This is a genomic window from Planktothrix sp. PCC 11201, assembly GCF_900009135.1.
In the GTDB taxonomy this organism is placed as follows: Bacteria; Cyanobacteriota; Cyanobacteriia; order Cyanobacteriales; family Microcoleaceae; genus Planktothrix.
Map to the genome: position 1 here is coordinate 256330 of NZ_LT797710.1, position 25934 is coordinate 282263.

Annotated in this window: 30 protein-coding genes; 16 read left to right on the plus strand and 14 right to left on the minus strand. The window is 39.3% G+C overall.

Annotated elements, in window-relative coordinates:
* Positions 1–104: 104 nt before the first annotated feature.
* Both PL11201_RS20435 and PL11201_RS20440 read left to right on the plus strand, forming a co-directional pair.
* Positions 105–2690 carry an EAL domain-containing protein gene (locus tag PL11201_RS20435; RefSeq protein ID WP_079680709.1) on the plus strand — a complete coding sequence of 862 codons (2586 nt, stop codon included), beginning with the start codon at positions 105–107 and terminating at the stop codon, positions 2688–2690.
* A gap of 60 nt (positions 2691–2750) precedes the next feature.
* Positions 2751–3401, plus strand: coding sequence for a DUF938 domain-containing protein (locus PL11201_RS20440; protein WP_079680710.1), 651 nt, complete (start codon positions 2751–2753; stop codon positions 3399–3401).
* Positions 3402–3418: 17 nt separating this feature from the next.
* Here PL11201_RS20440 and PL11201_RS20445 read toward each other — a convergent pair whose 3' ends face one another.
* Positions 3419–4492, minus strand: coding sequence for a helix-turn-helix domain-containing protein (locus tag PL11201_RS20445; protein ID WP_079680711.1), 1074 nt, complete (start codon positions 4490–4492; stop codon positions 3419–3421).
* A gap of 628 nt (positions 4493–5120) precedes the next feature.
* On the opposite strand from PL11201_RS20445, the gene PL11201_RS20450 reads away from it, so the two are divergent.
* Together PL11201_RS20450 and PL11201_RS20455 are read left to right on the plus strand one after the other, a co-directional pair.
* Positions 5121–5339: a type II toxin-antitoxin system HicA family toxin gene (locus PL11201_RS20450; protein ID WP_026795910.1), complete on the plus strand. Its 219-nt coding sequence runs from the start codon at positions 5121–5123 to the stop codon at positions 5337–5339.
* Complete coding sequence (locus PL11201_RS20455) at positions 5336–5545, plus strand: type II toxin-antitoxin system HicB family antitoxin (RefSeq protein ID WP_079680712.1); 210 nt, start codon at positions 5336–5338, stop codon at positions 5543–5545. The genes PL11201_RS20450 and PL11201_RS20455 overlap by 4 nt, the downstream gene beginning before the upstream one ends.
* A gap of 71 nt (positions 5546–5616) precedes the next feature.
* Here the strand turns inward: PL11201_RS20455 and PL11201_RS20460 are convergent, their stop codons facing one another.
* Entirely contained in the window at positions 5617–6081 is a 465-nt protein-coding gene (locus tag PL11201_RS20460) for a DUF29 domain-containing protein (protein WP_079680713.1), read from the minus strand.
* Positions 6082–6205: 124 nt separating this feature from the next.
* Here PL11201_RS20460 and bchI point away from each other — a divergent pair, with 124 nt between their 5' ends.
* The 4 genes from bchI (at position 6206) to PL11201_RS20480 (ending at position 9761) form a co-directional block, all read left to right on the plus strand.
* Positions 6206–7297, plus strand: a complete 1092-nt coding sequence (bchI, locus tag PL11201_RS20465) for a magnesium chelatase ATPase subunit I (protein WP_079680714.1) — start codon at positions 6206–6208, stop codon at positions 7295–7297.
* A 205-nt stretch (positions 7298–7502) separates the two neighbouring features.
* Positions 7503–8024, plus strand: a complete 522-nt coding sequence (gene ruvC, locus PL11201_RS20470) for a crossover junction endodeoxyribonuclease RuvC (RefSeq protein ID WP_079680715.1) — start codon at positions 7503–7505, stop codon at positions 8022–8024.
* A 17-nt stretch (positions 8025–8041) separates the two neighbouring features.
* Positions 8042–8416 (plus strand): hypothetical protein, encoded by a 375-nt coding sequence (locus tag PL11201_RS20475; RefSeq protein WP_079680716.1) that lies wholly within the window; start codon positions 8042–8044, stop codon positions 8414–8416.
* Positions 8417–8501: 85 nt separating this feature from the next.
* The gene (locus PL11201_RS20480; protein ID WP_079680717.1) at positions 8502–9761 is read left to right on the plus strand and encodes an aspartate aminotransferase family protein; all 1260 of its coding nucleotides are present in this window, start codon (positions 8502–8504) and stop codon (positions 9759–9761) included.
* 108 nt (positions 9762–9869) lie between these two features.
* Here PL11201_RS20480 and PL11201_RS26910 read toward each other — a convergent pair whose 3' ends face one another.
* Positions 9870–10043 carry a hypothetical protein gene (locus PL11201_RS26910; RefSeq protein ID WP_200816824.1) on the minus strand — a complete coding sequence of 58 codons (174 nt, stop codon included), beginning with the start codon at positions 10041–10043 and terminating at the stop codon, positions 9870–9872.
* Positions 10040–10384, minus strand: coding sequence for a hypothetical protein (locus tag PL11201_RS20485; RefSeq protein WP_079680718.1), 345 nt, complete (start codon positions 10382–10384; stop codon positions 10040–10042). Before PL11201_RS20485 ends, PL11201_RS26910 begins: the two co-directional genes overlap by 4 nt.
* Positions 10385–10485: 101 nt before the next feature.
* Here PL11201_RS20485 and PL11201_RS20490 point away from each other — a divergent pair, with 101 nt between their 5' ends.
* Positions 10486–11133, plus strand: a complete 648-nt coding sequence (locus PL11201_RS20490; RefSeq protein WP_079680719.1) for a Uma2 family endonuclease — start codon at positions 10486–10488, stop codon at positions 11131–11133.
* 11 nt (positions 11134–11144) lie between these two features.
* Here PL11201_RS20490 and PL11201_RS20495 read toward each other — a convergent pair whose 3' ends face one another.
* The 4 genes from PL11201_RS20495 to PL11201_RS20510 form a co-directional block, all read right to left on the minus strand.
* Positions 11145–11645, minus strand: a complete 501-nt coding sequence (locus PL11201_RS20495; RefSeq protein WP_079680720.1) for a hypothetical protein — start codon at positions 11643–11645, stop codon at positions 11145–11147.
* Positions 11646–11662: 17 nt separating this feature from the next.
* A complete protein-coding gene (locus PL11201_RS26915; protein ID WP_200816825.1) occupies positions 11663–12586 on the minus strand; it encodes a CAAD domain-containing protein in 924 nt (307 codons plus the stop codon).
* A 20-nt stretch (positions 12587–12606) separates the two neighbouring features.
* Complete coding sequence (gltX, locus tag PL11201_RS20505; protein WP_079680721.1) at positions 12607–14055, minus strand: glutamate--tRNA ligase; 1449 nt, start codon at positions 14053–14055, stop codon at positions 12607–12609.
* 110 nt (positions 14056–14165) lie between these two features.
* Positions 14166–14921, minus strand: coding sequence for a class I SAM-dependent methyltransferase (locus PL11201_RS20510; protein WP_079680722.1), 756 nt, complete (start codon positions 14919–14921; stop codon positions 14166–14168).
* Positions 14922–15009: 88 nt separating this feature from the next.
* Here PL11201_RS20510 and PL11201_RS20515 point away from each other — a divergent pair, with 88 nt between their 5' ends.
* The 3 genes from PL11201_RS20515 (at position 15010) to PL11201_RS20525 (ending at position 17579) form a co-directional block, all read left to right on the plus strand.
* The gene (locus tag PL11201_RS20515; RefSeq protein ID WP_079680723.1) at positions 15010–15336 is read left to right on the plus strand and encodes a nucleoside triphosphate pyrophosphohydrolase; all 327 of its coding nucleotides are present in this window, start codon (positions 15010–15012) and stop codon (positions 15334–15336) included.
* Between the two features lie 18 nt (positions 15337–15354).
* Positions 15355–15825 (plus strand): DNA phosphorothioation-associated protein 4, encoded by a 471-nt coding sequence (locus PL11201_RS20520; protein ID WP_079680724.1) that lies wholly within the window; start codon positions 15355–15357, stop codon positions 15823–15825.
* Positions 15826–15899: 74 nt separating this feature from the next.
* A complete protein-coding gene (locus tag PL11201_RS20525) occupies positions 15900–17579 on the plus strand; it encodes a GUN4 domain-containing protein (protein WP_079680725.1) in 1680 nt (559 codons plus the stop codon).
* A 2-nt stretch (positions 17580–17581) separates the two neighbouring features.
* Here the strand turns inward: PL11201_RS20525 and PL11201_RS20530 are convergent, their stop codons facing one another.
* From PL11201_RS20530 to PL11201_RS20540, 3 genes are all read right to left on the minus strand, one after another.
* The gene (locus tag PL11201_RS20530; protein ID WP_079680726.1) at positions 17582–18547 is read right to left on the minus strand and encodes a pentapeptide repeat-containing protein; all 966 of its coding nucleotides are present in this window, start codon (positions 18545–18547) and stop codon (positions 17582–17584) included.
* Positions 18548–18654: 107 nt separating this feature from the next.
* Positions 18655–19578 carry an N-acetylmuramic acid 6-phosphate etherase gene (gene murQ, locus PL11201_RS20535; RefSeq protein ID WP_079680727.1) on the minus strand — a complete coding sequence of 308 codons (924 nt, stop codon included), beginning with the start codon at positions 19576–19578 and terminating at the stop codon, positions 18655–18657.
* Between the two features lie 38 nt (positions 19579–19616).
* Positions 19617–19991 (minus strand): DUF3110 domain-containing protein, encoded by a 375-nt coding sequence (locus PL11201_RS20540; RefSeq protein ID WP_079680728.1) that lies wholly within the window; start codon positions 19989–19991, stop codon positions 19617–19619.
* 145 nt (positions 19992–20136) lie between these two features.
* Here PL11201_RS20540 and PL11201_RS20545 point away from each other — a divergent pair, with 145 nt between their 5' ends.
* The gene (locus PL11201_RS20545) at positions 20137–21282 is read left to right on the plus strand and encodes a class I SAM-dependent methyltransferase (RefSeq protein WP_079680729.1); all 1146 of its coding nucleotides are present in this window, start codon (positions 20137–20139) and stop codon (positions 21280–21282) included.
* Between the two features lie 302 nt (positions 21283–21584).
* A complete protein-coding gene (locus PL11201_RS20550) occupies positions 21585–22376 on the plus strand; it encodes a calcium-binding protein (protein ID WP_079680730.1) in 792 nt (263 codons plus the stop codon).
* An 80-nt stretch (positions 22377–22456) separates the two neighbouring features.
* On the opposite strand, the gene PL11201_RS20555 is transcribed toward PL11201_RS20550, so the two are convergent.
* Together PL11201_RS20555 and PL11201_RS20560 are read right to left on the minus strand one after the other, a co-directional pair.
* Entirely contained in the window at positions 22457–23035 is a 579-nt protein-coding gene (locus PL11201_RS20555) for a hypothetical protein (RefSeq protein WP_079680731.1), read from the minus strand.
* A 13-nt stretch (positions 23036–23048) separates the two neighbouring features.
* A complete protein-coding gene (locus PL11201_RS20560) occupies positions 23049–24404 on the minus strand; it encodes a tetratricopeptide repeat protein (protein WP_079680732.1) in 1356 nt (451 codons plus the stop codon).
* 87 nt (positions 24405–24491) lie between these two features.
* On the opposite strand from PL11201_RS20560, the gene rimM reads away from it, so the two are divergent.
* Positions 24492–25109, plus strand: a complete 618-nt coding sequence (gene rimM / locus PL11201_RS20565) for a ribosome maturation factor RimM (RefSeq protein ID WP_079680733.1) — start codon at positions 24492–24494, stop codon at positions 25107–25109.
* A 61-nt stretch (positions 25110–25170) separates the two neighbouring features.
* Positions 25171–25440: a hypothetical protein gene (locus PL11201_RS20570; RefSeq protein ID WP_026787989.1), complete on the plus strand. Its 270-nt coding sequence runs from the start codon at positions 25171–25173 to the stop codon at positions 25438–25440.
* A gap of 120 nt (positions 25441–25560) precedes the next feature.
* On the opposite strand, the gene PL11201_RS20575 is transcribed toward PL11201_RS20570, so the two are convergent.
* The gene (locus PL11201_RS20575) at positions 25561–25926 is read right to left on the minus strand and encodes a hypothetical protein (protein WP_079680734.1); all 366 of its coding nucleotides are present in this window, start codon (positions 25924–25926) and stop codon (positions 25561–25563) included.
* Positions 25927–25934 lie beyond the last annotated feature (8 nt).

The window sequence follows — 25934 nt, forward strand, 5'->3', positions numbered from 1 at the left end:
ATCTCGGTCAAAATTTCCAGTCACAGAAAAGATTTCGCGTAAATTATACCTAGAAGGAGTATTTAATTAAAATCCTTTCGGTATTTGTATTTTACCTTAAATTCATGTTTTCTCGAAAGTTGCGTTTTCTCAAAACTTGGTTATCCTTACCGATGCCCGGAGATGAAGGGGAAGTTTTACCCTCCTTAGTCCGGTTATCCCCGGCTTTATCGACCAGTTTAATCGTTACGGTGCTTGTGGTCGGATGTCAAAAATTAGGCTGGTTAGAACCTTTAGAATTAAGAATGTTTGATGCGTTGGTCTGTTTGCGGTCTATGCCTGAACCTGACCCTCACTTATTAATTGTTGCTATTACTGAAGATGATATCCAATCTCAAAAACAATGGCCGTTGACGGATAAAATTTTGGCACAGGTTTTTTCTCAACTTCAACAACATCAACCCCGGGTAATTGGCTTAGATTTATACCGAGATTTACCCCGAGAACCGGGGGGTACCCAATTATTACAGCAGTTAAAAGCAGATAATGTCATTGTAATTACTAAAATCGGCAATTCTAAAAATCCCAGTGTGTCACCGCCCCCGGGAATTTCTCCAGAGCAAATTGGATTTAATGATTTAGTATTAGACCCGGATGGGGTGGTGCGTCGCCAGTTATTATTTGCCAGTGGCCAGGATAATCAAACGGTTTTTGCTTTTTCTTTACAACTAGCATTAACTTACTTAAAAGCCCAGGGAATTGAACCTAAGAATAATAGCCGATATCCCCAATACATGGAACTTAAAAATAGCATATTTTTCCCTTTAAAATCGGGAGATGGAGGCTATGCTAATATCGATGACCGAGGATACCAAATTCTGCTCAATTATCGGACTCCAGAAATTGCTAGAATTGTCAGTATCGGAGAGGTTTTATCAAATCAAGTTAATCCCAATTGGATTAAAAATAAAATTGTCTTAATTGGGACAACCGCCCCGAGTATTCCCGATGTTTTTTTAACCCCCTATAGTATGAAGGCTGGGGATGATTTTAAAATGCCTGGGGTACTGATTCATGCTCAAATGGTGAGCCAGATTATTAATTCTACCCTAAGTTATCAATCTCCCAATCTATTATCCCAAATTTTATATCCTTCAGATTTATTTAGGTTTATGCCCCAATCTTTAGAACTATTGTGGATAGGAATTTGGGCAATAGTTGGAGGGATATTAATGTGGCAAATTTCCCATCCTCTGAATCAGGGAGTAGCTTTAATAATCGGAATTGTGAGTTTATTGGGAACGAGCTATGGAGTATTTTTATTAAATATTTGGGTTCCTGTTATTGCTCCTATCTTCTCCTTATTTTTGTCAGGAATAGGGGTAATTGCTTATAAACAAATTCATAATTCTTTGCATGATGCCCTGACCGGATTACCTAACCGTATTTTATTTTTAGATCGGGTGGGATGGTCAATTGTAAATACAAAGAATGAGCAATCTCAATGTGCAGTTCTGTTTTTAAATATTGATCGATTTAAAAGAATTAATGATAGTTTAGGATATGAAGCGGGAAATCAATTATTAATTGAGATTGTCCAAAGAATCAAGCATTGTTTGAGAAATAAAGATATTATTGCTAGGCTGGGTGGAGATGAATTTGCGATTTTAATTGAACATTTAAAGTCCCCTGAAAATGCTATTTTTGTCGCCAATCGCATTCAAAATACTCTCCTTTCTCCTTTTAACTTGAATAATCATAATATTTTTATGACTTTAAGTATGGGAATTGCTTTTAGTGAAACCGCCGAAGGAAAGGCAGATTATTTATTAAGAAATGCCCATACTGCCATGTATCGCGCCCGAAGTTTAGGAAAGGGAATGATCCAGGTTTTTGAACAGACCATGCACGTTAATGGCATTGAGCAATTAGAATTAGAAACCTCTTTGAGATTAGCCCTAGAACGTCAAGAATTTGTGTTATATTATCAACCAGTGATTGAATTGAAATCCGGTCAAATTTCTGGGTTTGAGGCTTTAATTCGTTGGCAACATCCCGGGGAAGGATTAGTTACCCCAGAACGATTTATGGCTACGGCAAAAGAGACGGGATTGATTGTCCCCATGGGGAAATGGGCAATTCAAGAAGCCTGTAATCAATTAAAAATTTGGCAACAACAATTTCATTGGCAACCCGAATTAATTTTAGGAGTTAACTTATCTGCCAGACAGTTTTTTCAAATTGATTTAATCGAACAAATTCAAGAGATTATTCAAACTTCAGAAATTAACCCCAATGGGTTGAGATTGGAAATTACAGAAAGTGTGATTATGGATGATTTGGAGGCAACTATTAATTTATTAAAACAATTAAAATCCCTAGGGTTAAAATTAAGTATTGATGATTTTGGGACGGGGTTTTCTTCTTTAAGTTATTTACCTCGATTTCCCATTGATACACTTAAAATTGATCGGTCTTTTGTGGGGAAAATAGAAGCAGATGAAGCAGGAGAAAATTTAGTCATTGTCCGCACGATTATTCGGTTAGCTCATGCCTTAAATAAAGAGGTGATTGCAGAAGGGGTAGAAACCGCTTATCAATTGGCACAATTACGGTCTTTAGGATGTGGATATGCCCAAGGTTATTTCTTTCTTAAACCTGTTCCTCCAGATATTGTAACAGCTTTTGTTGAATCTAATCCTCAATGGTAAAATCAGTCATCAGTTATCAGTTTATTACCCATTACCCATTACCCATTACCCATGAATAAAATGAATATTTCCCACGATGCTCGACAATATGCCCCGGCGACAGAACGAAATCAACAACCCATTTTAGAGGTCTTAAAACGGGTACTTCCGGTGAATGGGACGGTGTTAGAAATTGCCAGTGGTACGGGACAACACGCGGTATTTTTTGCACCTGAATTGAAGCCGAGAAAATGGTTGCCATCGGAAGTTAATCCGATTTTGCAAGCGAGTATTTTAGCTTGGGAAACCTATTTTCCTTCAGATAATTTATTTCCTCCTTTAGAATTAGATGTACAAAAATCTATTTGGTTAGTCGAAAATCCCGATTTAAAATTTCCCTTTTGCTTACAGGAATTTCCGATTACTGCCATTGTTAATATTAATATGATTCATATTTCCCCCTGGTCAGCTTGCCTCAAATTAATGGCAGGTGCAAATCGAATTTTACCCCCAGGAGGAATTTTATATTTATACGGCCCCTATAAACAAAATGGCAAACATACCGCACCCAGTAATCAAGAGTTTGATACTTCTTTGCGGTTATCTAATCCAGAATGGGGAGTCAGGGATTTGGAGGCGGTGAGCGAAATTGCAACATTAGAAAATTTGCAATTAGTAGAAGTTATCCCCATGCCCGCTAATAATTTATCCTTGATTTTTAAGAAAATATAGGATATAATTAAGTAGGTTTAAGAAGTTGCAACCTCCATCATTTCTGGCGGAGAAAAATCCGAGCTAATCTGAATATCATGGGTTTGTGATTGTCTCCCGGGTATAGGATTTGTTGGTTCTTGATGGCGAGATTGAGGAACTTGTTGTTCTAATAAATTCTGAATATCGGGAGGGAGAGTCACATCAGGAACACTTTGTTGAGATAACCAGGCAACTCCTCCCATAGAACTTGCTAAAATAGCCGCATAACCTAAATATAAATGGGCTGAATTGAGGTAAAATTCTGAATCCACATCAACCTTAGAATTAGACTTTCCTACGGGTTGATTAAATTCCAAACAAGGAAAAGATGATGCCATTTTTCCTCCTTCTAATCCCAAGGCATTCGCCACCCGATAAATAAACCCGCGAATATAAATATCTTCGGGTAAAGCCTCAAGTTTTCCCTGTTCTAAAGCCTCTAAATGATGGAGAGGAACTAAAGTAAAATAGTGCATTTGCTGTAATGTAAGACTATAGGATTCTCGAGCATTACGCAGTTCTATCCCAATTTCTTGTAAATAGATCTTTTGTTTTTCCTGAATTTGATGGTTAATTTCTGCTTGATTCTGAGGTTTATTTTTAGTTTTAGTTTTAGGAATATTATCTGATTCAGAAACACCCGGAGTTTTTTCTGGAGATTCTACCGTTAAATCCGGTGCTTGATATCCCGCAACTAACCCCAGGGGAGAAACAACAACCGTTTGAATTTCTGTAGGAGTAGAACTATCTGAATCATTCGAGGGAATAGCAGTTACGGAAATAGAATGATTAGCAGCAGAAGACAGGGTAGAAATAATCGCTGTTTCTTGTCTGGCTATTTGCTTTAAAGACAATTGAATGGCTTCTCGTCCCACGGCTTTAATCACAATTTCAGCTTTACTAGCCGCCTGTCCTAACATTTTTTGTAAACTTTTGAGAGCAATATTATAGACTTCACTACAATATAATTCCGCCTCAATTTGACGCACCAGGGAGCGTAAACCTTCAGGAGAGACCTCTGCTGTTGTCGGTGCTGTCATCCCAAAACCATTAACCGGATTTAGTTGCATAATTGATACCCCGCCTCAATACCACCTATCTAACTTCCTTTCTTCTATGGTTTGGTTGTGATTCCGGATGCGGAGGAAGTGCAAAAATCTTTTTTATCAAACTGATTCTGTCTCAAGAGGCACACCATCAGGTACTGGATTATTCATAACTGCGACATATTATCTGGATAACGAAAGAATAGATGCAAGCATTAGCTGTAGATATAAATATTGGGTTGTAGAAGGGGATTCGACACACTATACTCCTCAATCTCAAGCAACGCAAAATCTTATATCTACAGCCTGTGGAATTGCAATTAACAGTCAATATCGTCAATCTAATCAGAGTCAGCCAAGCCAACGTACAAGAGAGAAAACTTGGATTGTTTATGATCCACCTTCTAATGTACGATATTCTCCTAATGGAATGGTGAAGTCCTATGTACGATCCCTGACAAAAGAAGGGTTTGGATTTCTGGGAACGCTGTAAATGGTTGGTATCGAACCCCAGCTTGCGAGGGTGCAGATGGTTGGATTCATGAAAGTCAAATTAGGCTTGTAGATTAAATAATCCCATTTCCGAAAATTTATGCGACAGTAGCTAAAACTTTTGGGTTAAGGAAATTGTCTGAAGGAGGAAAATAAATTCGTGCCAAAGAAAATTCGAGAAATAAAAGCTATGCTACTTAAAGCAGGATTTTTATATCGTTCCGGTAAAGGGAGTCATACTGTATGGAATCATTCTTTATTAGAATATAGTCTAACTATTTCTGGGAAAGATGGAAGTGATGCAGATCGTTATCAAGAACGAGATGTTAGAAATGCACTTAGAGATTTAAAACAGTTACAACAGGAGGATGAACAATGAACTCTCAATATAGTATTTTAATTCAATGGTCAGACGAAGATCAAAAATATGTGGTGAGTTTACCTGAATTTGGGCCTTATGCTCATACTCATGGGGAAACCTACGAAGAAGCCTTAAAAAATAGTCAGGAAGTATTAGAACTTTTAATTGAAGATTATCAGGCGAGAGGAAAAGAACTTCCTAAGCCTTTAACAATTCAAGTCTAGTTAATCTTCATATTTTTCATATTTCTCCGGCGGTTTTCTTCCCTAGAAACTCAGTTTATTAGTTAAGGATTTTAACCATAAAAATCTTCATCTAAAATTTGTTCAAGTGAAAACGGACAAATCTGAGGATATTCTTCTTGATTAGGAATACGAACCCCAAATTGAGCGCGTTTTCCTTCTTTAATTGCTAACCGACGACCATCAACATAAGCCGTTTCCAGGGCAGTTTTTAAATAAGATTTTAAAGAAGGAGTTTGTTGTAGTTGCTTTTGAACACGCTGACGATGTTCATCAACAGAATTATACCAACTTCCTTTCATCATTTCTGGTGCATCTTCTTGCACCCCTAACTTGAGTAAATGCGCCAATAGAACCATCAAATTACTTTCCAGACGATTTTTTTCCGATTTTCCCAACTCGGTTAACTCCTCAACTAAATGTTCCATATCCACAGCAGCAAAATTGCCTTGTTCTAACTGTTCAATTGTTTGCTGAAGCCAAAGTTGAAAATCTTTTTCATAGAGATGTTTAAGCATTTTTCCAACCCTTTAAAGTTAATTCAAGAACCAATGACAGCAGGCGGTTGACGGATGATTGAACCCATTGTCCCCCAAATGTGTAAAAATCAAGTACGGTAATATTGGAAATTGAGAGTAAACTGTGAGTTCAACTGTCGTCACGCCAAAAGATACACAAACAACGGTCAACCTGTCTCGTCGTCCTGTTTTTCCCTTCACCGCAATTGTCGGCCAGGAAGAAATGAAACTGGCTTTAATTTTAAATACTATCGATCCTAAAATCGGTGGTGTGATGATTATGGGCGATCGCGGCACAGGAAAATCCACCACCATCCGCGCCCTAGCTGACCTGCTTCCCGAAATTGAAGTGATCGCCGATGACCCCTTCAATAGCCATCCCACCGATGCGGAATTGATGAGTGATAACGTGCGGGAGCGTCTGAGCCAGCATCAGGATATTCCCGTATCTCGGAAAAAAGTCCCGATGGTGGATTTGCCTTTGGGGGCCACGGAAGACCGAGTTTGTGGCACAATTGACATTGAAAAAGCCCTATCTGAAGGGGTGAAAGCCTTTGAACCCGGACTTCTGGCCAAAGCTAATCGGGGGATTTTGTATGTGGATGAGGTCAACCTCCTCGATGATCACTTAGTTGACGTTTTATTGGACTCGGCGGCTAGTGGTTGGAATACCGTAGAACGGGAGGGCATTTCCATCCGTCACCCCGCGCGATTTGTATTAGTCGGTTCAGGAAACCCCGAAGAAGGCGAGTTACGCCCACAATTATTAGATCGGTTTGGAATGCACGCCGAAATTAGAACCGTAAAAGAGCCGAATTTACGAGTTAAAATTGTTGAAGAAAGAACCTCTTTTGATCAAAATCCTCAAACATTTTTAGAAACCCATATTAATGACCAAAACCAATTACAAAATAAACTGGTAGAAGCTCAAACTCTCCTCCCCTCTGTCCAAATTGATCATGATTTACGGGTAAAAATTTCCCAGATTTGTTCAGAATTAGATGTGGATGGTTTACGGGGAGATATTGTCAGTAACCGGGCGGCTAAAGCCCTAGCCGCTTTTGAAGGACGTACAGAAGTCACCGTCGATGATATTCAACGGGTGATTACCTTATGTTTGCGTCACCGTCTGCGCAAAGATCCCCTAGAAACCATTGATTCGGGTTTCAAAGTTCAAAAGGTTTTCCGTCAAGTTTTTGGTTTACCTGATGCCTAGTGACAGGTGAGGTCGTGTAGCGTTAATTGAAGTGGAAAATCCCTGATTGCAGCCGAAATCAGATCCCCCTAAATCCCCATTTTTAAGGGGGACTTTGATAGGAAATTTCCCAAGTAGAAAAAACCAGGGATTTTATAACTCCGGTTGCCATTTTTAAGGCGGGTTAGGGGGGATCAAACCGGGAGCCACTTATAGCATTTTTCAGATGAAAAAAATAATTTTAGGTTTTGATCCGGGTTTAGCAATATTAGGATTTGGGGCAATAGAGTGTGAAATTGATGACAAAACTCAGGAACAAAAATCCGTTTCTATGATTGATTTTGGAGTAATTAAAACCCCAGCCAAAACCGAATTAGGCAAGCGTTTATGTATTATTTATGAGGATTTAAACCAGTTATTAACTCATATAAAACCTGATTTGGCTATTGTGGAAAAACTCTTTTTTTATCGTATGGCAAATACCATTGCCGTTGCCCAAGCCAAAGGAGTGTTATTATTAGTTTTAGCTCAACACCAAATTCCTCTAGTTGAGTTTACTCCCGGTCAAGTTAAAAAGGCTTTAACAGGACACGGTAATGCGGACAAATATCAGGTTCAAGAAGCAGTGGCTCGGGAATTGAATCTAACAGAAATTCCCAGACCTGATGATGCTGCGGATGCTTTAGCTACCGCTTTAACCGCTTGGTTTGATCCTGATATAATTTTCCAATACGAATTAATTCACTGAAGTATAACGGATTATTTATGATTATTCTCACCTCTCAAGAAATCGCTCAATTTCGCTCCCAACTGGCTGAATATTCCGTTGCTTTAGAAGCCTTAGATAGAATTGAAAATTGTGAAGGAGATCTCGAAGATGCGGCCATTGAAATGGCAATTTATGTGGGTCAGTCACCCGATACTTCTGAAAATTGGTTAGATGGTTTAGCCAAACGATATCGAGTGAGTTTGTGTAATAAAGACCTGCGGGAAGAATTAATTCAAGGCAATATTACAGCCATGGTAGAATCTCTAATTGCGGAAAATCAATGTCCAGCCCTATTAATTACCCCGGTTGTAATTTATGCGGTGAAATCGGGAATTGATCAATTTTGTCAACCTTTAGAATATAAATTATAGGGATTTGGTAACAAAACAAACCCCTGAAACGAAGATTTTACCCTAAAATTAGAAATCAAACACAAACCGAATTTAGGAGTAATTTATGAGTCCAGAAACCTTAGTGAAAAAAGAGCCTGTTACCCACGATTTTAGTATTGATGACTTTAATTCCCATGTCATGAATACCTATGCCCGTTTTCCCATTGCCTTAGAGCGGGGAGAAGGGTGTCGCGTTTGGGATACTAATGGCAAAGAATACTTAGATTTTGTCGCCGGAATTGCGACTTGTACCCTAGGACACGCCCATCCGGTATTAATTGAAGCGGTCACCCAACAAATTAAAACTCTGCACCATGTTTCTAATTTATATTATGTTCCCGTGCAAGGAGAATTAGCCAAATGGTTAACCGATCATTCCTGTGCAGATAAGGCATTTTTCTGTAATTCTGGAGCAGAAGCTAACGAAGGAGCGATTAAATTAGCTCGGAAATATGCCCACGACAAATTAAATATTGAAGACCCGGTTATTATCACCGCCCACGCCAGTTTTCATGGTCGAACTTTAGCCACAATTACGGCTACGGGACAACCCAAATATCAAAAAGGTTTTAGTCCGTTAGTGCCGGGTTTTGTGTATGTTCCTTATAATGATATTCAGGCTTTAGAATCAACAATTGCTCATGTTGATAAAGACGGGCGACGGGTAGCCGCAATTATGTTAGAAGCGCTGCAAGGAGAAGGAGGTGTCCGTCCTGGGGATATTCAATATTTCCAACGAGTTCGGCAAATTTGCGATGAAAAAGGCATTCTTTTAATCTTAGATGAAGTTCAGGTTGGCGTGGGTCGCAGTGGTAAATTATGGGGTTATGAAAATTTAGGAATTGAGCCGGATATTTTTACCTCGGCGAAGGGTTTGGGCGGTGGTATTCCCATCGGGGCGATGATGTGTAAAGCATTCTGTGATGTTTTTGAACCCGGAAGTCATGCGTCTACCTTTGGCGGAAATCCTTTTGTTTGTGCGGTGGCGTTGGCGGTTTGTCAAACCTTAGAAAGAGAAAATATTCTGGAAAATGTCCAGAAGCGGGGTGAACAACTTCGCAGCAAGTTAACAGAAATTGCCCAAAAATATCCTGATTTAATTGCCGAAGTCCGAGGCTGGGGTTTAATTAATGGTTTAGAATTAAAAGAGGATGTGGAATTAACCTCTCCCCAGGTCGTGAAAGTGGCAATGGAAGCCGGGTTATTGTTAGTTCCGGCTGGCCCGAAAGTGTTACGTTTTGTACCGCCTTTAATTGTGACGGAGGAAGAAGTTAATCAGGCGTTACAAGCGGTTGAAAATTCCTTAAAACAGTTAACAGCTTAATTTAACTCAATTCCCTATTCTTCTTTCTTTAACCGAGAGAAGGTAGGGAAAATCAAATTATATTTGATAATTTTTTGCAATAGTTATAGCTAAATATTGAAAAAATTATTAGCTTTTTTTTGAACGATAACGATACAGAGGAGAAGTATTGATTTGACTCTCCAATTGAGAAATCAAATCATCTAAAATAGAAATTCCTGCATCTGCTCGTTGGCAAACTTCCTGAATTTTGACAGATGTTTGTTGCACTTTTTGTAAATCGGGTTGATGTTTTTGGGTCATGGCAAATTAAAGTTACTTTTTGCTTCTCCAATTGTAGCTTGTGCTCTGGCTATTGTGACTATTGCGTCCTCAATAGAACGAGTCAGTGGCTCCAGCATAGTAGAATGAGAAATCCGCTGTGATTCAGCCATTCTAGCCATAAGAGTATAAAATCGAGAATAGTAAGTATTTGCCCTTTGCCGAATATTATCCAGATCTTCTAAGGTGATAATCGTGGTTTCGGTTTCAGAATAAGTTTCCATGATTACAAAACTAGTTTCTGTAGCATGGTTAATAACCGCTAATAACTGTCTTTGTAATTCTAAAACCGTTGTTGTAAGTTCCAGGGGAAGTGCAACCATTGATAATTGGGAGAATAACAATCAAGATAGGTCAGCCTTGATTATGACATATCATGATCTGAAATGTTTGGTTATACTAAATTAATGGAGGGAAACCCACTATGACCACAGCGACTTTAACCATACCTGAACAGCGCACGGTTTTAAATCAAGTCAGTTGGCAAACATTTATTAATTTATTGGACGATTTAGGGGATAATCGTGCTGCTCGTTTATATTATGATCAAGGAGTATTAGAAATTATGACTCCATTGGGAGAACACGAGAATAACAATCGGTTTATTGATGATTTAGTGAGAGCTATCGCAGATGAATTAAACCTAAACCTAAAAAAAATGGGATCTTTAACCTTAAAACGAGAAGAATTATTAAAAGGTGCAGAACCGGATTCTTGTTATTATTTGAATAATGAACCCTTAGTTAGACATAAACAGAATATTGATTTGGCATCAGACCCACCTCCTGATTTAGTATTGGAAATTGATATTACCAGTAGTTCTTTAGATAAACAGGCGATTTATGCTGCTTTTGAAATTCCTGAACTATGGCGTTATAATGGTCAAAAATTAGAGGTTTTTATTTTAGATACAACAACTCAATTCTATCAAAAATCAACTCAAAGTTTACATTTTCCCTGGCTGCCTTTAGAAATTATTCCCCAATATATTCGTCAAAGTTTAAGAGATGGCGAAACCGCAACATTAAAATCTTTTAGAACTTGGGTTCGAGAACAATATCATAGTCAGTAATCATCAAAACCCTATTGTTGTTTATCCGTAATTGAAATCACATAGGGGTGATAAGCATTGGGTTTATAAGACCCTACCCAAATTTCATATTTTCCCGATAACCATTGACCCTCAATACTAGGATTAATGTCTTTAGCATCATCACTACACCAACTTCCCCCTGGCCCTCGAATCACTAAAACCGTATCTTCGCTACTTTGGACTTGCAGTTTTAAATAATCAAAAAAACTGGTTAAAATTACCGTATGATCCGGTTGTTGATCCACATAACCCTGACAAGTTCCAGTTTGGGTTTCTTGGCGTCCGGCGATATCCTTAGCCAAAGTTGGCCCTCCACTTAATCCCCGAATCAGCAGGGGGTTGGGGCTGAATTGAGGACTGAGGGTGATATTTTCAAACATGGGGGTGGATGTGCCGTTAAACGGTTGAGCTTCCACTGCACGAGGCAGTAATAACCCAACCGTCACCATCACAACGCCCAATGCTAAGTTTTTGAGAGTGGCATTAGTCATTGTTAGAACTATTTTATTTATGATTTTTTACCCAGGATTTCTTCTTTCAGGGTATTAAAATCTGCACTGAGTTCTTTGCGGTTATCTGCTTTGAGGAGATAACGATAAATAAACCAAGCTGAGTATCCTAAACCAACGGTTTCAAAGGTGGGTTTAATCAGAGGAATTTCATTAATAATTTCTACTAATCCCACTAAAATCTTGAAGGTAATTAAGAAGGCAACGATTAAACCGACCGTCGTTAAGGGACGTTTGTAATCTTTAAAGAAACTGCCTAAATTTTCGGGGAGTTCAGATAAAAATGCGAGAATTTCTTCTTTCATGGGTTGTACAGATTGGTTAACAGAATCATAGGAGAAAGTTGTGGGAGAATCAATCACCACTTCAACTTTACTGGCACTGATCGGTTCAGCATTGAATAAAATTTCCGTTGCTGAAGTATTCACCCATTTCGGTTGATTTTCAACCAAGGGCTCCGGTGTGGGTTCTTCCTCTACAACAGGAGGTTCCTCTGCTATAGTTTGTTCCACAATTGGTTCCGGCGCGGGTTCTTCCAGCAGGGTCAGAGGAGTTTCCTCAGCTACGGGTGCGGGTGCAGGTGCTTCTGCAATAGGAGTTTCCTCCGCTACAGGTTCTTCCACAACCACAGGAGGTTCCTCGACGGGCGGCTCCTCCCCTACAGGTTCTTCCACCGTGATCGGAGTTTCCTCAGCTACGGGTTCTTCTGCAACCACAGGAGGTTCCTCAATTATTGGTTCTTCAGCTACAGGTTCTTCCACCGTGATCGGAGGTTCTGAAGATGGGGATAAGGAGACATCAACTCCCGTTTCTGCCTCGGATGCTGGGGCGGGTGTAGGATCAACTGTAGGCTTAGGTTTTTTAGATTGGGAAGAATTGCCCTTTGCATCGGATGATTTGCGAGATCTGGGAGAATTTGCCATAATATCTGCCTCGTTAAATATTAACCCGGTAAAACAGTTTGAAAACGAATTAAATCAATCCCTTTTTGATGGAACAATACCCAAGATTCAATTAAATCTGGGCCGTGCATAGTTCCCATCAAAGCTGCTCTAAGCGATCGCATTACTAACCCTTTTTTGACGTTTGTTTCCTTCATCGCACTATTAATTATTGCTTTAGCAGCATCGGATGTTAAGGGTTGATCTCGTTGTTGGGTTATTTTATCCTGAATTGCCTGCACAATGGCGATCGCATTTTCTTGTTGCAATTGAGTCGTTGCTTCCTCGTCTAATTCAACCCTTCCAGTGAAAAATAATCGACTCATTTCCACCGCATCTTTCAGAGTGGTTAAACTAGGGCCAATTAAGGCCGTAAGCTGTTCTAACCAAGATTGATCCGTATTAGAGTCAAATTGATAACCCGCTTCTTGCCAATAGGGAATTAATAACTGAGTTAATTCTGGGATCGGCATTTTATGAAGATATTGGCTATTAATCCAATTTAATTTATCCCAATCAAACTTTGCCCCGGCTTTATTAACTCGCTCAAAACTAAAGTGTTTGGCTGCGGTTTCCAAGGTAAATAATTCTTCCGTAGCATCGGGAGGAGTCCAACCCAATAGGGTCATATAATTAGCCAGAGCTTCTGGCGTATATCCCATAGTTCTAAAATCAGAAATCGAGGTCACACCATCCCGTTTGGATAATTTGCGACCCTCCGCATTCAGAATTAAAGGGGTATGACCAAATTCAGGAATATTGGCATTTAAAGCTTCATATAACAGAATTTGTTTCGGCGTATTAGAAATATGATCTTCCCCTCGAATCACTTGGGTAATCTTCATATCAATATCATCAACAACCACCACAAAATTATACAGAGGTTGCCCAATTTCGCCGCTACTAGAAGCCCGCGCAATCACCATATCACCGCCCAAATCACTGCCTTTCCAAGTGACTTTTCCCCGGACTAAATCATTCCAGCTAATTTCTCGATCATCGTCTATTTTGAAACGAATCACCGCCTGACGACCCTCGGCTTCAAAGGCGGCTTGCTGTTCCGGGGTGAGGTGACGATGGCGGTTATCATAGCGAGGGGCTTCATTTCTCGCCTTCTGCCCTTCTCGCATGGCGTCTAGTTCCTCTGGGGTGCAATAGCAACGATAGACTAAACCTTTCTCCAGCAGGGTTTGGATAGCTTGGCGATATAATTCTAACCGCTCGGATTGATAGAATGGCCCTTCATCCCAGGTTAGGCCTAACCAAGTCAACCCGGTGAGAATGTTTTCCGTATATTCAGGGCGAGAGCGTTCTAAGTCGGTATCTTCAACCCGCAGGACAAAAGTACCTCCTTGGTTGCGGGCAAATAACCAGTTAAAAACGGCAGTTCTAGCAGTTCCTATATGTAAATTTCCGGTGGGACTTGGAGCAAGACGAACTCTAACAGTCATATTGATATCAATTCTTAATTTAACATAGTCGTAAAAACGCACTGATACAGCTATCCTACCATTATTAAGTTCCCTTTCGGCAGGAATTTTTCTCTAAAGCTGGTTAATAGTCAGGGTTTTTCAAAGACTAAAAAATGTTGTTGGGGCAAAAAATCTTGGGTTTCTTTCCAGTTTAAACCCACGGCTGCCATTTCTTTTTTTACCTGTTTTTCTGACATTTTATGGAGTCCTTTAATAAAAATCAAAGGATTTTCCTGACGATATTCTAATAATACCACCCGTCCCCCGGATTTTAAGGCTTTGACAATTCCTTGCATCATTTCTTGGGGATATTGAAATTCATGATAAGCGTCAACCATTAGGGCTAAATCCACGGTAGATTCGGGTAAATTTGGGTGATCTTCAGTTCCTAAAATGGGTTCAACATTTTGAATATTTTCCTGGGTTTTCACAAAATTAATCAGTTCCAACATTTCCGGTTGTACATCCACAGCTAAGACTTTTCCCTGGGTAACAAAGGGGCTAATTCTAAAGCTAAAATATCCGGTTCCCGCCCCAATATCGGCGACAATATCGCTGGGTTTTAAATTTAAGGCGGCGATCGCTTGTTCCGGTTGTTCGGAGGTTTCTCGACTCGGACGTTCTAACCATCCGGCTCCCTGATGGCCCATCACCTGAGCAATTTCTCTGCCCAGATAAAATTTCCCAATCCCGTCGGGACTGTGGAGGGTACGGTATTCATAAACAGAATCAACTTTTGGGGCCGTTAAGGCGAGGGTGGGATCGGGGTTAAACAGACATCCCAACAAAATCACCGCCACGCTATAAAGAATCGGGGATAAATATTGATATAAAGATTTGCTCATTGTTTACTTAGCTTGCAACTCTTGTTAAACTATAAAAAATAGCACAAAATAAAAATTAGGTGCAATTATTTTATAGGAGAATTATACCTTGCATCAAGAATATAACAAATTAGTCCGCGATCGCATCCCAGAACTGATTCAAAAATCAGGATTTCAGTATAATATTACAACGTTATCAGAAACCGAATATCGTCAAGCCTTACGGGATAAACTCATCGAAGAAGCCCAGGAAGCGGCTCAAGCCTCACCTGGGGAATTAGTCCAGGAATTAGCGGATTTATTGGAAGTGATAGCGGCATTAATGGAAACCTACGGCATTGAAGATGAACGGATTTTATTAGAACGGGATCATAAACGGGCAGAAAAAGGCGGATTTGAACATAAAATCAAATTACTTTGGACTGAATCCACTTAGTTTTTATACTGATTAATTATGGCTGTTAGTCGAATTAAAATTGCTAAAGATAAGGCGGAATTAGTGCGATCGCTCACAGAAATAGAAGGCAAAACCGGGCCGTTTCAAACCTACGCCGACGTGATTGCCTTTGCTGCCTTATTAGGAAAACGACGGCAAAAACGGATGACCGTTGATGGACTTTCTAAGCGAGATCCCGGGCCAATTTCCCTGGAGGTTTTTATTTCTCGGGGGTATGATGCAGTTATCAAATTAGTAGCAATTTCAGAAACCCAAAATACTAAACTTTTATCTCCGTTTGAACTAGAAGCAGAAGAAGAAAGGGCATTGATTTTTGAAGAATATGCCAATGGTGGCTTAGAGATATTACGAGAAGAATGTCGCGGAACGGTTGATTATTCGGATCGATTATTGTTAATATTAATGGCAGAACATGATCGCCCATCCCAAACCGAAGGCGAATTTGATTTAAGTCGTTTTTTGGGTTAAATCATCTATAGAGTCAAATAACCAAGTGATTCGATCTTAGATCAATTTCAATGGCCTCAACTGATTTTCACAATATGCAATCCAAACAGCAAAGACAACTGATTACTTACGAAACCATTTTAATTTATGAACGAACCTATCGATTACCCGTCCTCAAAAATAACGGTGTAAAAGCAGTTCAGAAAAAAATTAGAGAACATCAGAAATTAATTAAAGAGGGTGTTCGATACCGTTATCAGTTGGGAGGAATCATTAAGCGAAAAGAAGAAATTAGCCAGGGAGAAATTTTTGATGAAATTCAATTATTTATTAAGGATTATAGTCATATTATTAATTTATTAGAAAATTATAGGGATAGTTATTATGGATTTTTGGTAACCCTGGCTGATGACTTAAAAAAGTTATTCAAACAAAAATATTTAGAAATAAAAACTTTGGAAAATGAAAGAAGAAAATTAGAGTTGAAAAACACTGAAAATCCGAAAATACTGGAGGAACTAAAGTGGGAGAAACAAGAAAATTTTAAAGCAGTTTTATTGTTAAGTAATGCTTATTTTTTGATGTTAGAAAAAATAAGATTGATTAGTGAAGGGATTCAAAAACTTGCAGAAGACACCAAAAATCAGAAAGAAATTGTTCAGCAAATAGTTAAAGATTTAGAAGTCCATCAAGAGATTTATGAATATCAAAGAAAAGCCTATAAAGTTCGTCAAAAAATAGCAAAAATTGCCCATAATGCTATTAATTTTGATAGCTCTTTACAAGATTATTTCAGCCCTTTTCAATCTTTAATTGATGAAATTGTCAAGGTAGATGAATATTTTTATGCCACGGTCGGAGATATTAAAAATCTAGGGGATAATATTTTGAAATATGATGCCAATTTAGTAAATCTGGAAGATGATGGGGTGATTTCTGAAACTTTTCTTGATTTTATGGTGACCAGTTATGAGAAAAAAGCTCGATTAAAAGATGCTTTTATTCAATCTCAATTATTAGATTGGCAAATTCATAATTTTGATGGCGGTGAAAATGGTATATTTTTAGACCAAGGTATTGATTTAATCTCTAACTATATCTCCAACCAACTCACTGATCAAAGAAAAGTTCTAGGCATTACAGAAGTAACGTTTGTTCCTACCGTCCCCCTATCTACTTTTGAAAAAACAAGATCAATGGGACTAAGTAATCGTCCTATTCTGTTAACCCAAGAATTTCGCAGTGATCGAAATATTGATTATACCCAATTGCGGGATCTCCTTGCCCAGCATAGTTGGAAAGAAGCTGATCTTGAAACCACTCAATTAATGCTAAAAGTCATGGGTAAGAAGTATTGGAATGAGGTTTATAAGGAAGATATTGATAACTTTTCTGGTCAAGATCTCCAGACAATTGATCAACTTTGGGAACAATATAGTTATGGTTATTTTGGCTTTAGTATTCAGCAAACAATTTGGAGTGAAATGGGGGGTCAAGTTGATTATGAAACGGAAAAGAGACTCGGCGAGCGCCTGGGGTGGCGAAAAGAGGGCAAGTGGTTAGACTACGAAGCACTAACCTTTAAATTGTCCCCGATGACCCCCATGGGGCACTTACCTGCCCAATGGTTACACTATGACCCGAATTTTGAATTATCTGCCCAAGCGTCAACAGAAAAACTTTCCATGGGAGCTTGGCGAGTGGGGTCTTGGTTAGTTTGGCAGATGCACTTATTCTTTTCTCGTGTAAAAAGTTGTCATGAAACTTTTCTATAAAATTAATCAGAGATCAAAATACCCAAGCCATTGCCTAAATTATCATCAAATATTGCACCCCGACTCATTAGTTCATCTTTGGTTTGTTGGGAAATACCTAAATTATATCTAAAATGAGCTTTTTTAACAGTAATTTCTCTAATTTTAGTCAAACTTAAATTTGCCCAACTTAAATCAGCGAAACTCAAATTAGCTAGACTCAAATTAGCTTGAAATAGGTTAGCTTTTGTTAAATTGGCTCGACTTAAATTACTTCCAATTAGTTCGGTGTTGGTGAGGTTAGCTCGACTTAAATTTGCTCCTATCAAATTAGCTTGATTTAAGTTAGTTTCGGTCAAATTGGTTTGAGCCAGATTCACTTGACTTAAGTTGGCTTCACTCAAGTTCGCATGACTTAAATTAGCCTGACTCAGATTTGCTCCCATCAGATAAGCTTGACTCAAGTTAATTCCACTCAAGTCAACCCCTTGTAAATTGGCTTTGCTCAAATAGACTTGATTCAGGTTGGCTTCCGCCAGATTTGTATTCCCTAAATAGACCCCACTGAGATAGGCTTTACTCAAGTTAGCTCCACTTAAATTGGTTTGACTCAGGTAAGCTTCGGTTAAGTCAGCTTCTCTCAGATTAGCTGCGGTTAAATCGGCACCAATTAAGTTGGAATTACTCAGGTTGGCTCCCGTTAAATCAGCATTCTTGAGGTTTGCCCCCATCAAGTTAACGCCGCTTAAATTGGCTTGACTTAAATTAGCTTGACTTAAATTAGCTTCTGTCAGGTTAACATGGCTGAGGTTAGCTTGACTGAAGTTAACTTCTCTTAAATCAGCCTTGGTTAAATCAATACCCTGTAAATTAATTCCAATTAAATCATGTTTTGCATCAATACCAACAAGTTTAGCTAATGCCAATAAATTATTTGTATTCGCATGAATCAGGGTTTTAATTTGTTCTTTTAACTCTTGATCATTCATGGTTAAAGTGACCCTTAACTTGAATCAGTTTTAAGAGGATGCTCATAAAACATGGAAAAATCAATCTGGACATCTTTACTACTGTTTTGAGGTAGGAGAAACCCATCTCATCTTAATGGCAAATTCCGACTCAATACCGCCTGTCTTAATTGTCCTTGATGCTGATTTAATAAATCTTGACCGGATACAGCATCTAATCCTGTCCACTGCATCAATAGAGCTAACTTGACGGATTTCCCACTTTTTTCTAATAAAATTTCAGCTGCTTCTCGATCAATTTCCGTCAAATCCATTAATATTCTTAAGGAGCGATCGTGTAATTTTTTATTGGTCACCGCCACATCAATCATGCGATTCCCATAGACTTTTCCCAACTTAACCATAACGCTAGTTGAGAGAATATTTAAGGCCATTTTGGTCACAGTTCCGGCTTTTAATCGGGTTGAACCCGCTAAGATTTCTGGCCCGACTAATAGACGAATATCCACATCCGCCTCAAATTCCACCTGCTCCACCGGAACACAAGCAATAAATACGGTTTTTGCCCCCCGTTGACAAGCCGCTTGTAACGCCCCCTGGACAAAAGGAGTTGTCCCTCCGGCCGTAATTCCCACCACCACATCTAAATGGGTAATTTGACGCAGGGCGATCGCCCCGGCTCCATCTTCGGCCCGATCTTCCAAATCTTCCGAACTGCGAACCAAAGCCCCGGCTCCCCCGGCAATAATGCCCTGAACTAGTTCTGGAGGGGTACAGAAGGTGGGGGGACATTCAGCCGCATCCAGAACCCCTAAACGGCCACTGGTTCCCGCTCCAACGTAAAATAGACGCCCCCCCTGACGCAGTGCGGCCGTGGCTAGGTCAATGGCTTCGGCCAAGGATTCACGGGAACGGGCGATCGCCAACAAGGTTTGGACATCTTCCCTGTTGAACAAATCCACTAATTCCAAAGAGGTCAGTTGATCTAAGTTCTGACTGCTGACGTTGATTTGTTCCGTTAATAAATGTCCCCGGGATTCCCACTGTTCCATATTGATCTTGACCTACAATCTGTACTCTTTAAACCCACCTATAATAACCCTTCTAGCCGTTTGCGAATATCGTCTAGTTCCGGTGAGACAAAATCCGGCTCTTTCTCTGGGGGTTGGTCTTCCTCGACTTGCCAATCCGTTTGATCAACGTTATTTTCGGGAGGAATGGCTAACTCTCCAGACCCAACCCGTTCCCAGTCATAGTCAACCGAAATGCAAAATTCCTTGATTTCTTCCTCGTCAATAGCCTCAACCGTAGCCGTTGGGAAATCCTGAGCTTCCAGAAGCACGCCAAAGCGAATGGCATCATCCTCGTCTTCAAATATTAACACTTTATTGCGATCGCCCATCTGAATCGTATGAATTCCTTCATTTTCTGTTCCAGCGTTGAACAGTAGTACATAAACTCGCATAGCTTTGGATGAAGTTGTGATCACTATTGCTTTACCATTTTACCGCCAAAGGGGGGAATTTTTCACAAGGGGATCAGATTGTTTCGATTCCCAGTCTTCTGTAAGATGAACTGGATCGGAAAACTTATATTTTTTAAAACAATCAATGCAGTTTGTTAATTTAGCCCCTCAATCCTTAGCTCTGAAACAGTTTATTCAAGATCAAACCTTATTTCCCGATACCTTTAATTCGACTATTTGTGATCAGGATGAAATGTATTTATTTGCCTTAGCGAATCACGGTACACCCGATCGCGCTTGTATTCGTTATTATTTTAATGGGCGTCGGATTTTAGATAGTGTTAGACAGGTTTTAAAGTGGCAGTTTGGACAATTAGATCGGATTTCTTCGTTCCTGGATTTTGCCAGTGGTTATGGTCGTTTTACCCGGTTTTTAGTTCAGGAAATCCCGCCCCAAAACCTTTGGATTTCTGATATTTATGCCCAGGCGGTGCAGTTTCAAATCGAACAATTCGGGGTGCAGGGAATTGTTTCTACCACTTATCCCCAGGACTATCCAATCCAACAATCCTTTGATGGCATTTTAGCCTGTTCGTTTTTTAGTCATCTTCCTGAAACTACCTTTTTAACTTGGTTACAAAAACTCTATTCTTTATTATCTCCTCAAGGAATATTGATGTTTAGTGTTCATGACCGGGACTTATTACCCAGCCATTTAGCTATTTCCTCCTCAGATATTTTATTTATTCCCAATAGTGAAAGTAGAAGTTTAGATATGAATGAATATGGCACTAGTTATGTTGGTGAAAATTTCGTGGCGCAGAGTTTAAAAACAATTAGTCAAGGGGAAGCGGTTTATTCTCGAATTCCTAAAGGAATTTGTGGCTATCAAGATTTATATTTAGTCACTCGTACACCTCAAAAATCCCTATCTTCCCTAAAATTTACTCACCATCCCCAAGGAAAAATAGAACGGTGTGAATTAACCCTAGAGGGAAATCTTTTATTAACCGGAACAATAGCAGAAGTTAACCCCAATGGTCAATTAGACTCTATTCTTATTTCAATTAATGGCAGATTCGTTCAAAATGGCTTATTTTCTGTTAAACCCCATGATTCTGATGCTCAATGGTCTTGGTCTTATCAACTTCCCTTAGCTGAAATTTCCCAGCAAGATATTATCTTAATTAAAGGGGTCAACACTCAAGGATTAGAATGGGTTTTTGAAACAACAACCCTAGAAAATTTAATTAGGACTTACGCAGAATACCCAATTATACACCATCTGTAGGGGCGAACGGCCGTTCGCTAGATATGGTTGTTTTGCGTAAGTCCTGTTAATTCAACCCTACACCATACCATAATTAAATCCTTCGATACCATCAGCCGTTACCCTTTTAAACGACCTATCCCCAACATTGTCAAAAACAATCCTGATTCTTTGTGCTAGTCGGAGTCTAATGAGCAAGAGGAGTAGAGCGAAAAAACAACACAACCATTTATAGAGAAGTTTGTAAGGTATAAAAAATAGTGAATTGAGTGTAAAATGTTGTTTTTATTCTTGCCCTCGCTTGTTGTTTACCCTTAAGTACAATGTCAAACTTTCAACCTGTATCTATTCCCGTGGCCAGAGAAACCAACACTGCTACCCCAGCCATCATTGTGTTTAATGATGAAGTGGATACACTCATCGGCGGTGAAGGTGCAGACTCCTTCTTTTTACGCCGTAATGGAGATCAAATTGCACCCTTAACCCCGGCTGCATCCCTGATTGGGACAAAAAATGATGATATTTTAAAAGGAACAGCGCTTCGTGATGTAATTGCCGGTCGAGACGGAAATGACACGATTATTGGTTTCCTGGGAGATGATTTTCTGGAAGGACAAAATGGAAATGATATTCTATTTTCTGGTCAAGGGAGTGATTTACTGATCGGAAGTAGCGGATTTGATACTCTATTTGGTGATATCGGAATTGATACGGTTTATGGGGGGACAGAATCCGATGTGATATTTGGGAATAATGACCAGGATACACTGTTTGGCGATGGTGGGGATGATAGCATTTATGGCGGTCAAGGTAATGATGGTTTAATTGGTGGGACGGGAAACGATTTGCTCTTAGGCGACCGAGGCAATGATACTTTGGTAGGCATTTCTAATGATAATTTAGGCTATACCCTGATTACGGATTTTAATGGGGATGAAGATAAGTTACTGTTAGCCGGGACTCCCGATTTATATACTATTGGTAATTTACCCGCCAATGTACCCCCAGGAGTGGCAATTTTCAAACTGAATGCTAATGGGTCACAACAGTTATTAGCAGTTGTTCAAGGTAATATTTCATCAACATTAGACAGTAATCAATATGTATTTGTTTAATCAAAATTAACTCAGAATAGGTGCATGACTAAGTAGGGGTAATTCATGAATTGCCCCTAAAACAGATTTCAAGCAATATCCTAATTTTTTGAGGGTGTCATTCGTCGATTTCTGAGTCTTTTTTTATCATCTTCTACCGTATATTCTTCTAAATCATCATCTTGAGTAGAAAGAGAATCTAGCCTTGCTTGTATTCCTTGAATCGCTTCTTCGGTGACTTGAAAAGAATCCTGAAGATCATAAACAATGTCCTGGGCTTCACCAATTCTGGCATAAAATTCAGGAATAAAATCATCTTTCACCGTCTCTAAATGTTGGGAGAATTTCCGGCTCTCTCGGGTAATTTTAAAAAACAAAATTAAAATACTTAAAACACTGGCACTAGGAATCAAAACAGCTACTAAAACCCAAGTTGATAATAACGGGTTAACCCGCCTGAAACTCTGGGAAATTTCCGTTTGAACTAAATCTCGAATTACAATGCGATCCCGCCAGGCGGTGTCTACGCCATCGCTACTGGTATCGGATATTGCCAAGGAATTGTCATACGGGTAATTGATTAAATCTTGAAATTTATAAGATTTATAATCAAATAAATCTGGATAAAAAATACTAAAACAAGCGGAAAAACCAACTAAAATCAATTCAATTATATTCATTTAACTGCAATAATTAGGAGTCAAAATTTAACTTTTTAAAGTTTTTGTCCTGTCGAATCGGGTCAAAATCCGTTTCCCGTTTAACTAACTTTTGACAGGCTTCAGGATTTAAGCGCGTAGCCCGTTTTAGATTTTCCAGGGCTAATTCCACTTGCCCTTGAACCGCATAACATCGGGCTTTGTTATACCAAATTCGGTAAAAATCAGGACGAATTTTAGCCGCTTGATTATAGGATGAAATCGCCTCATCATACTTTTGAAGTTTCGCTAAAGCAAAGCCCCGATTATTCCAGGCATCCATATAATTAGACTTTAAATCAATAGCTCGTTGGTAGGATAAAATCGCAGCTTCATAATGATTCAGTTTTCCTAAAGCCACTCCTCGATTATTCCAAGCATCGGCATAATTATATCGCAATTGAATCGCTCTTTCATAGGAGACAATTGCCTCATGATAGCGTTGTAATCGAGTCAGTGCTACCCCTCGATTATTCCAAACTTCTGCTAAATCCGGTTTGAATTTTAAACCCTCATCATAACTTTGAACTGCCCCTTCTAAATCCCCTTCTAAAAATAATTTATCTCCCTGTTTGGCTAAACTAATCGCTTGTCTAAGTTGTTCTTCCGGTTCAACTTCTGAAGCTGGAGTTTCCGCCCCCGTGTCTGGTGAAGATTTTTCCCCAACTTCGGTTTTTTCAGTTTCTGAAGCAGATGGTAAGAAAACCGGGATTAAAATATTCTCAGAATTATTAACCGGGGATGTTGTTTCTAGTGTGGCGGATTGATGATTTGTTTCGGGTAATAATTCTCCCATGTCTGAAAGGGATTCATTTTTTTCTGCCTGTTCCACCCAAACCGCTTCAATGACTGGTAAAGCAGTTTGAGTCGTTAGAGTTTGTAAGGTTTCGTGGGCTAAATCATTTTTATTTTGCAATTGATATAAAATTTGTCTAGCTTCGGTAAGTACCCGTTCCATCTCCGTCAGGGTATCGGTTTTGAGACTTTCAATTTCCTGCTCTGCGGATGCCGTTTGTTGGGCTAATTTTTTCAGTAAAAACCAAACTCCACAGGCTGCGATCGTATTCAACAGCAATAACAATAGTAAAATTAAACTTAATAATGCCAGATAGCGACGGAAGGTATTATCAACCTGATTTTCTACTTGATTTTTAATCTCCTGTTCCCGGACAGAAGATTCTGATAACGGGGAATTTTGAGCCAGGGAATATGTGGATAAACAGGTAAAAAACAGTAAAATGGTAACGGTAGCAATCTGGCTCCGTTGATCAAATAGCTTAGGTGTGAACTTCCCCACTGTCCCAAATCGACAAAAGGCGAAGGTGAGCGCAAATTTGTTTTTGTTTTTCATATCATCTAAGCGTGAATTGAGGAAATCCAAATTGGATATCCCCAGGATCAAATTATTGAAGAACAGCAAGAATTAAGAAATATTATCATGTCTGAGTGGATCGAGATCGGGACTATTGTTGCGGCTCACGGGTTAACAGGAGAAGTGCGGGTTTATCCCAATTCGGATTTTCCTGAACGATTTATCGAACCGGGTCAGCGCTGGTTATTACATCCCGGACAAACTGAACCTGAACCCGTGGAATTTTTGGGCGGCTATTTGATGCCCAGTAAAGGCATTTATGTGGTTGAAATTGAAGGAATTGAAGATCGAAATCAGGCGGAGGCGTTACAGGGCTGTCCATTATTGATTACCGACCAAGATCGTCCCTATTTAGAGGAAGGCGAATTTTATGTTTTAGATTTAATTGGGTTGGAAGTCTTTGACCAAAGAAAAGCGCAAGTGATTGGAAAAGTCATAGATGTGATTTCAGCCGGGAATGATTTACTCGAAGTGGAGTTAAATTCCCCAACTCCCACCCAAGATACCCTCGTTTCTGAACCGATTCCCGAGGGGATTCATCGTAAATCTAAAAAGAAACGTAAACCTAAACCCCTACCTACGGTTTTGATTCCCTTTGTTAAAGAGATTGTTCCAGTTGTGGATTTAGAACAAAAACGGATTGAAATTACCCCGCCCTCTGGGTTAATTGAGGAAACGGTGTGAACGAAACCTTTTCTTAACAGGCTGTGTGATAGACTCTAATCTTGCTGTCTGAGATCTTGCCATGACTGACTTAATTAACGATTCACTGGAAAACCTACCACGCGAGGTTAGGGTGAACCAACTTCGCAATTTGATCGAAACCCTGCATATTGCTGATGAAATTGCTACCAAGGGCTACTTAATCAGTAGTTCTGAACTGGCTGATCTCATGGATATTAATGCTAGTGCTGTCACCAGTCGAGGGGATAACTGGGCCTGGCGCAATTGGGAAGTATCCAGAGTGCGGCGAGAAGGTAATCAAATTCTCTGGCAGTTGGAACGAGTTAACTAGCAGTTTGCTGACCGTTGATTGTTTATTGTCGAGTGCTGATTTAGTAAAGTTCTCCCTCATAACGGGGGAGAACTTTATAGGCTTTTAATTTTGTCCAAAGTTAAATATTTAGCGATCGCCCTATTTTAAAATTCTGTTTTTATGTATTTTCTCTAACACAGGACATAACTTCACGGCGTTAATTACCTTAGCCTGTCCAGCATCACTCAAAAATCCTCTTGAACTAATCAACTCACTAGCATTAAAAGTAAACCCTGCCGTACAATCAACGTGAGAATTATACTTCAGAAAATTATGCTCGCTCGCAATAATTTCTGCCTCACAACATAGCAAATAATCTCTATTCTGAATATAGTTATTAATTTTGGAATTAATCATAAATCCATAAGGTGAAGGATCAATATATGCGATTAAAACAAACTTATCCTTGGGTGGCTTACTATAACGGCAAGATTGCACATAAAATATTTCCCACTTTGCTGGCATAAAGTTCT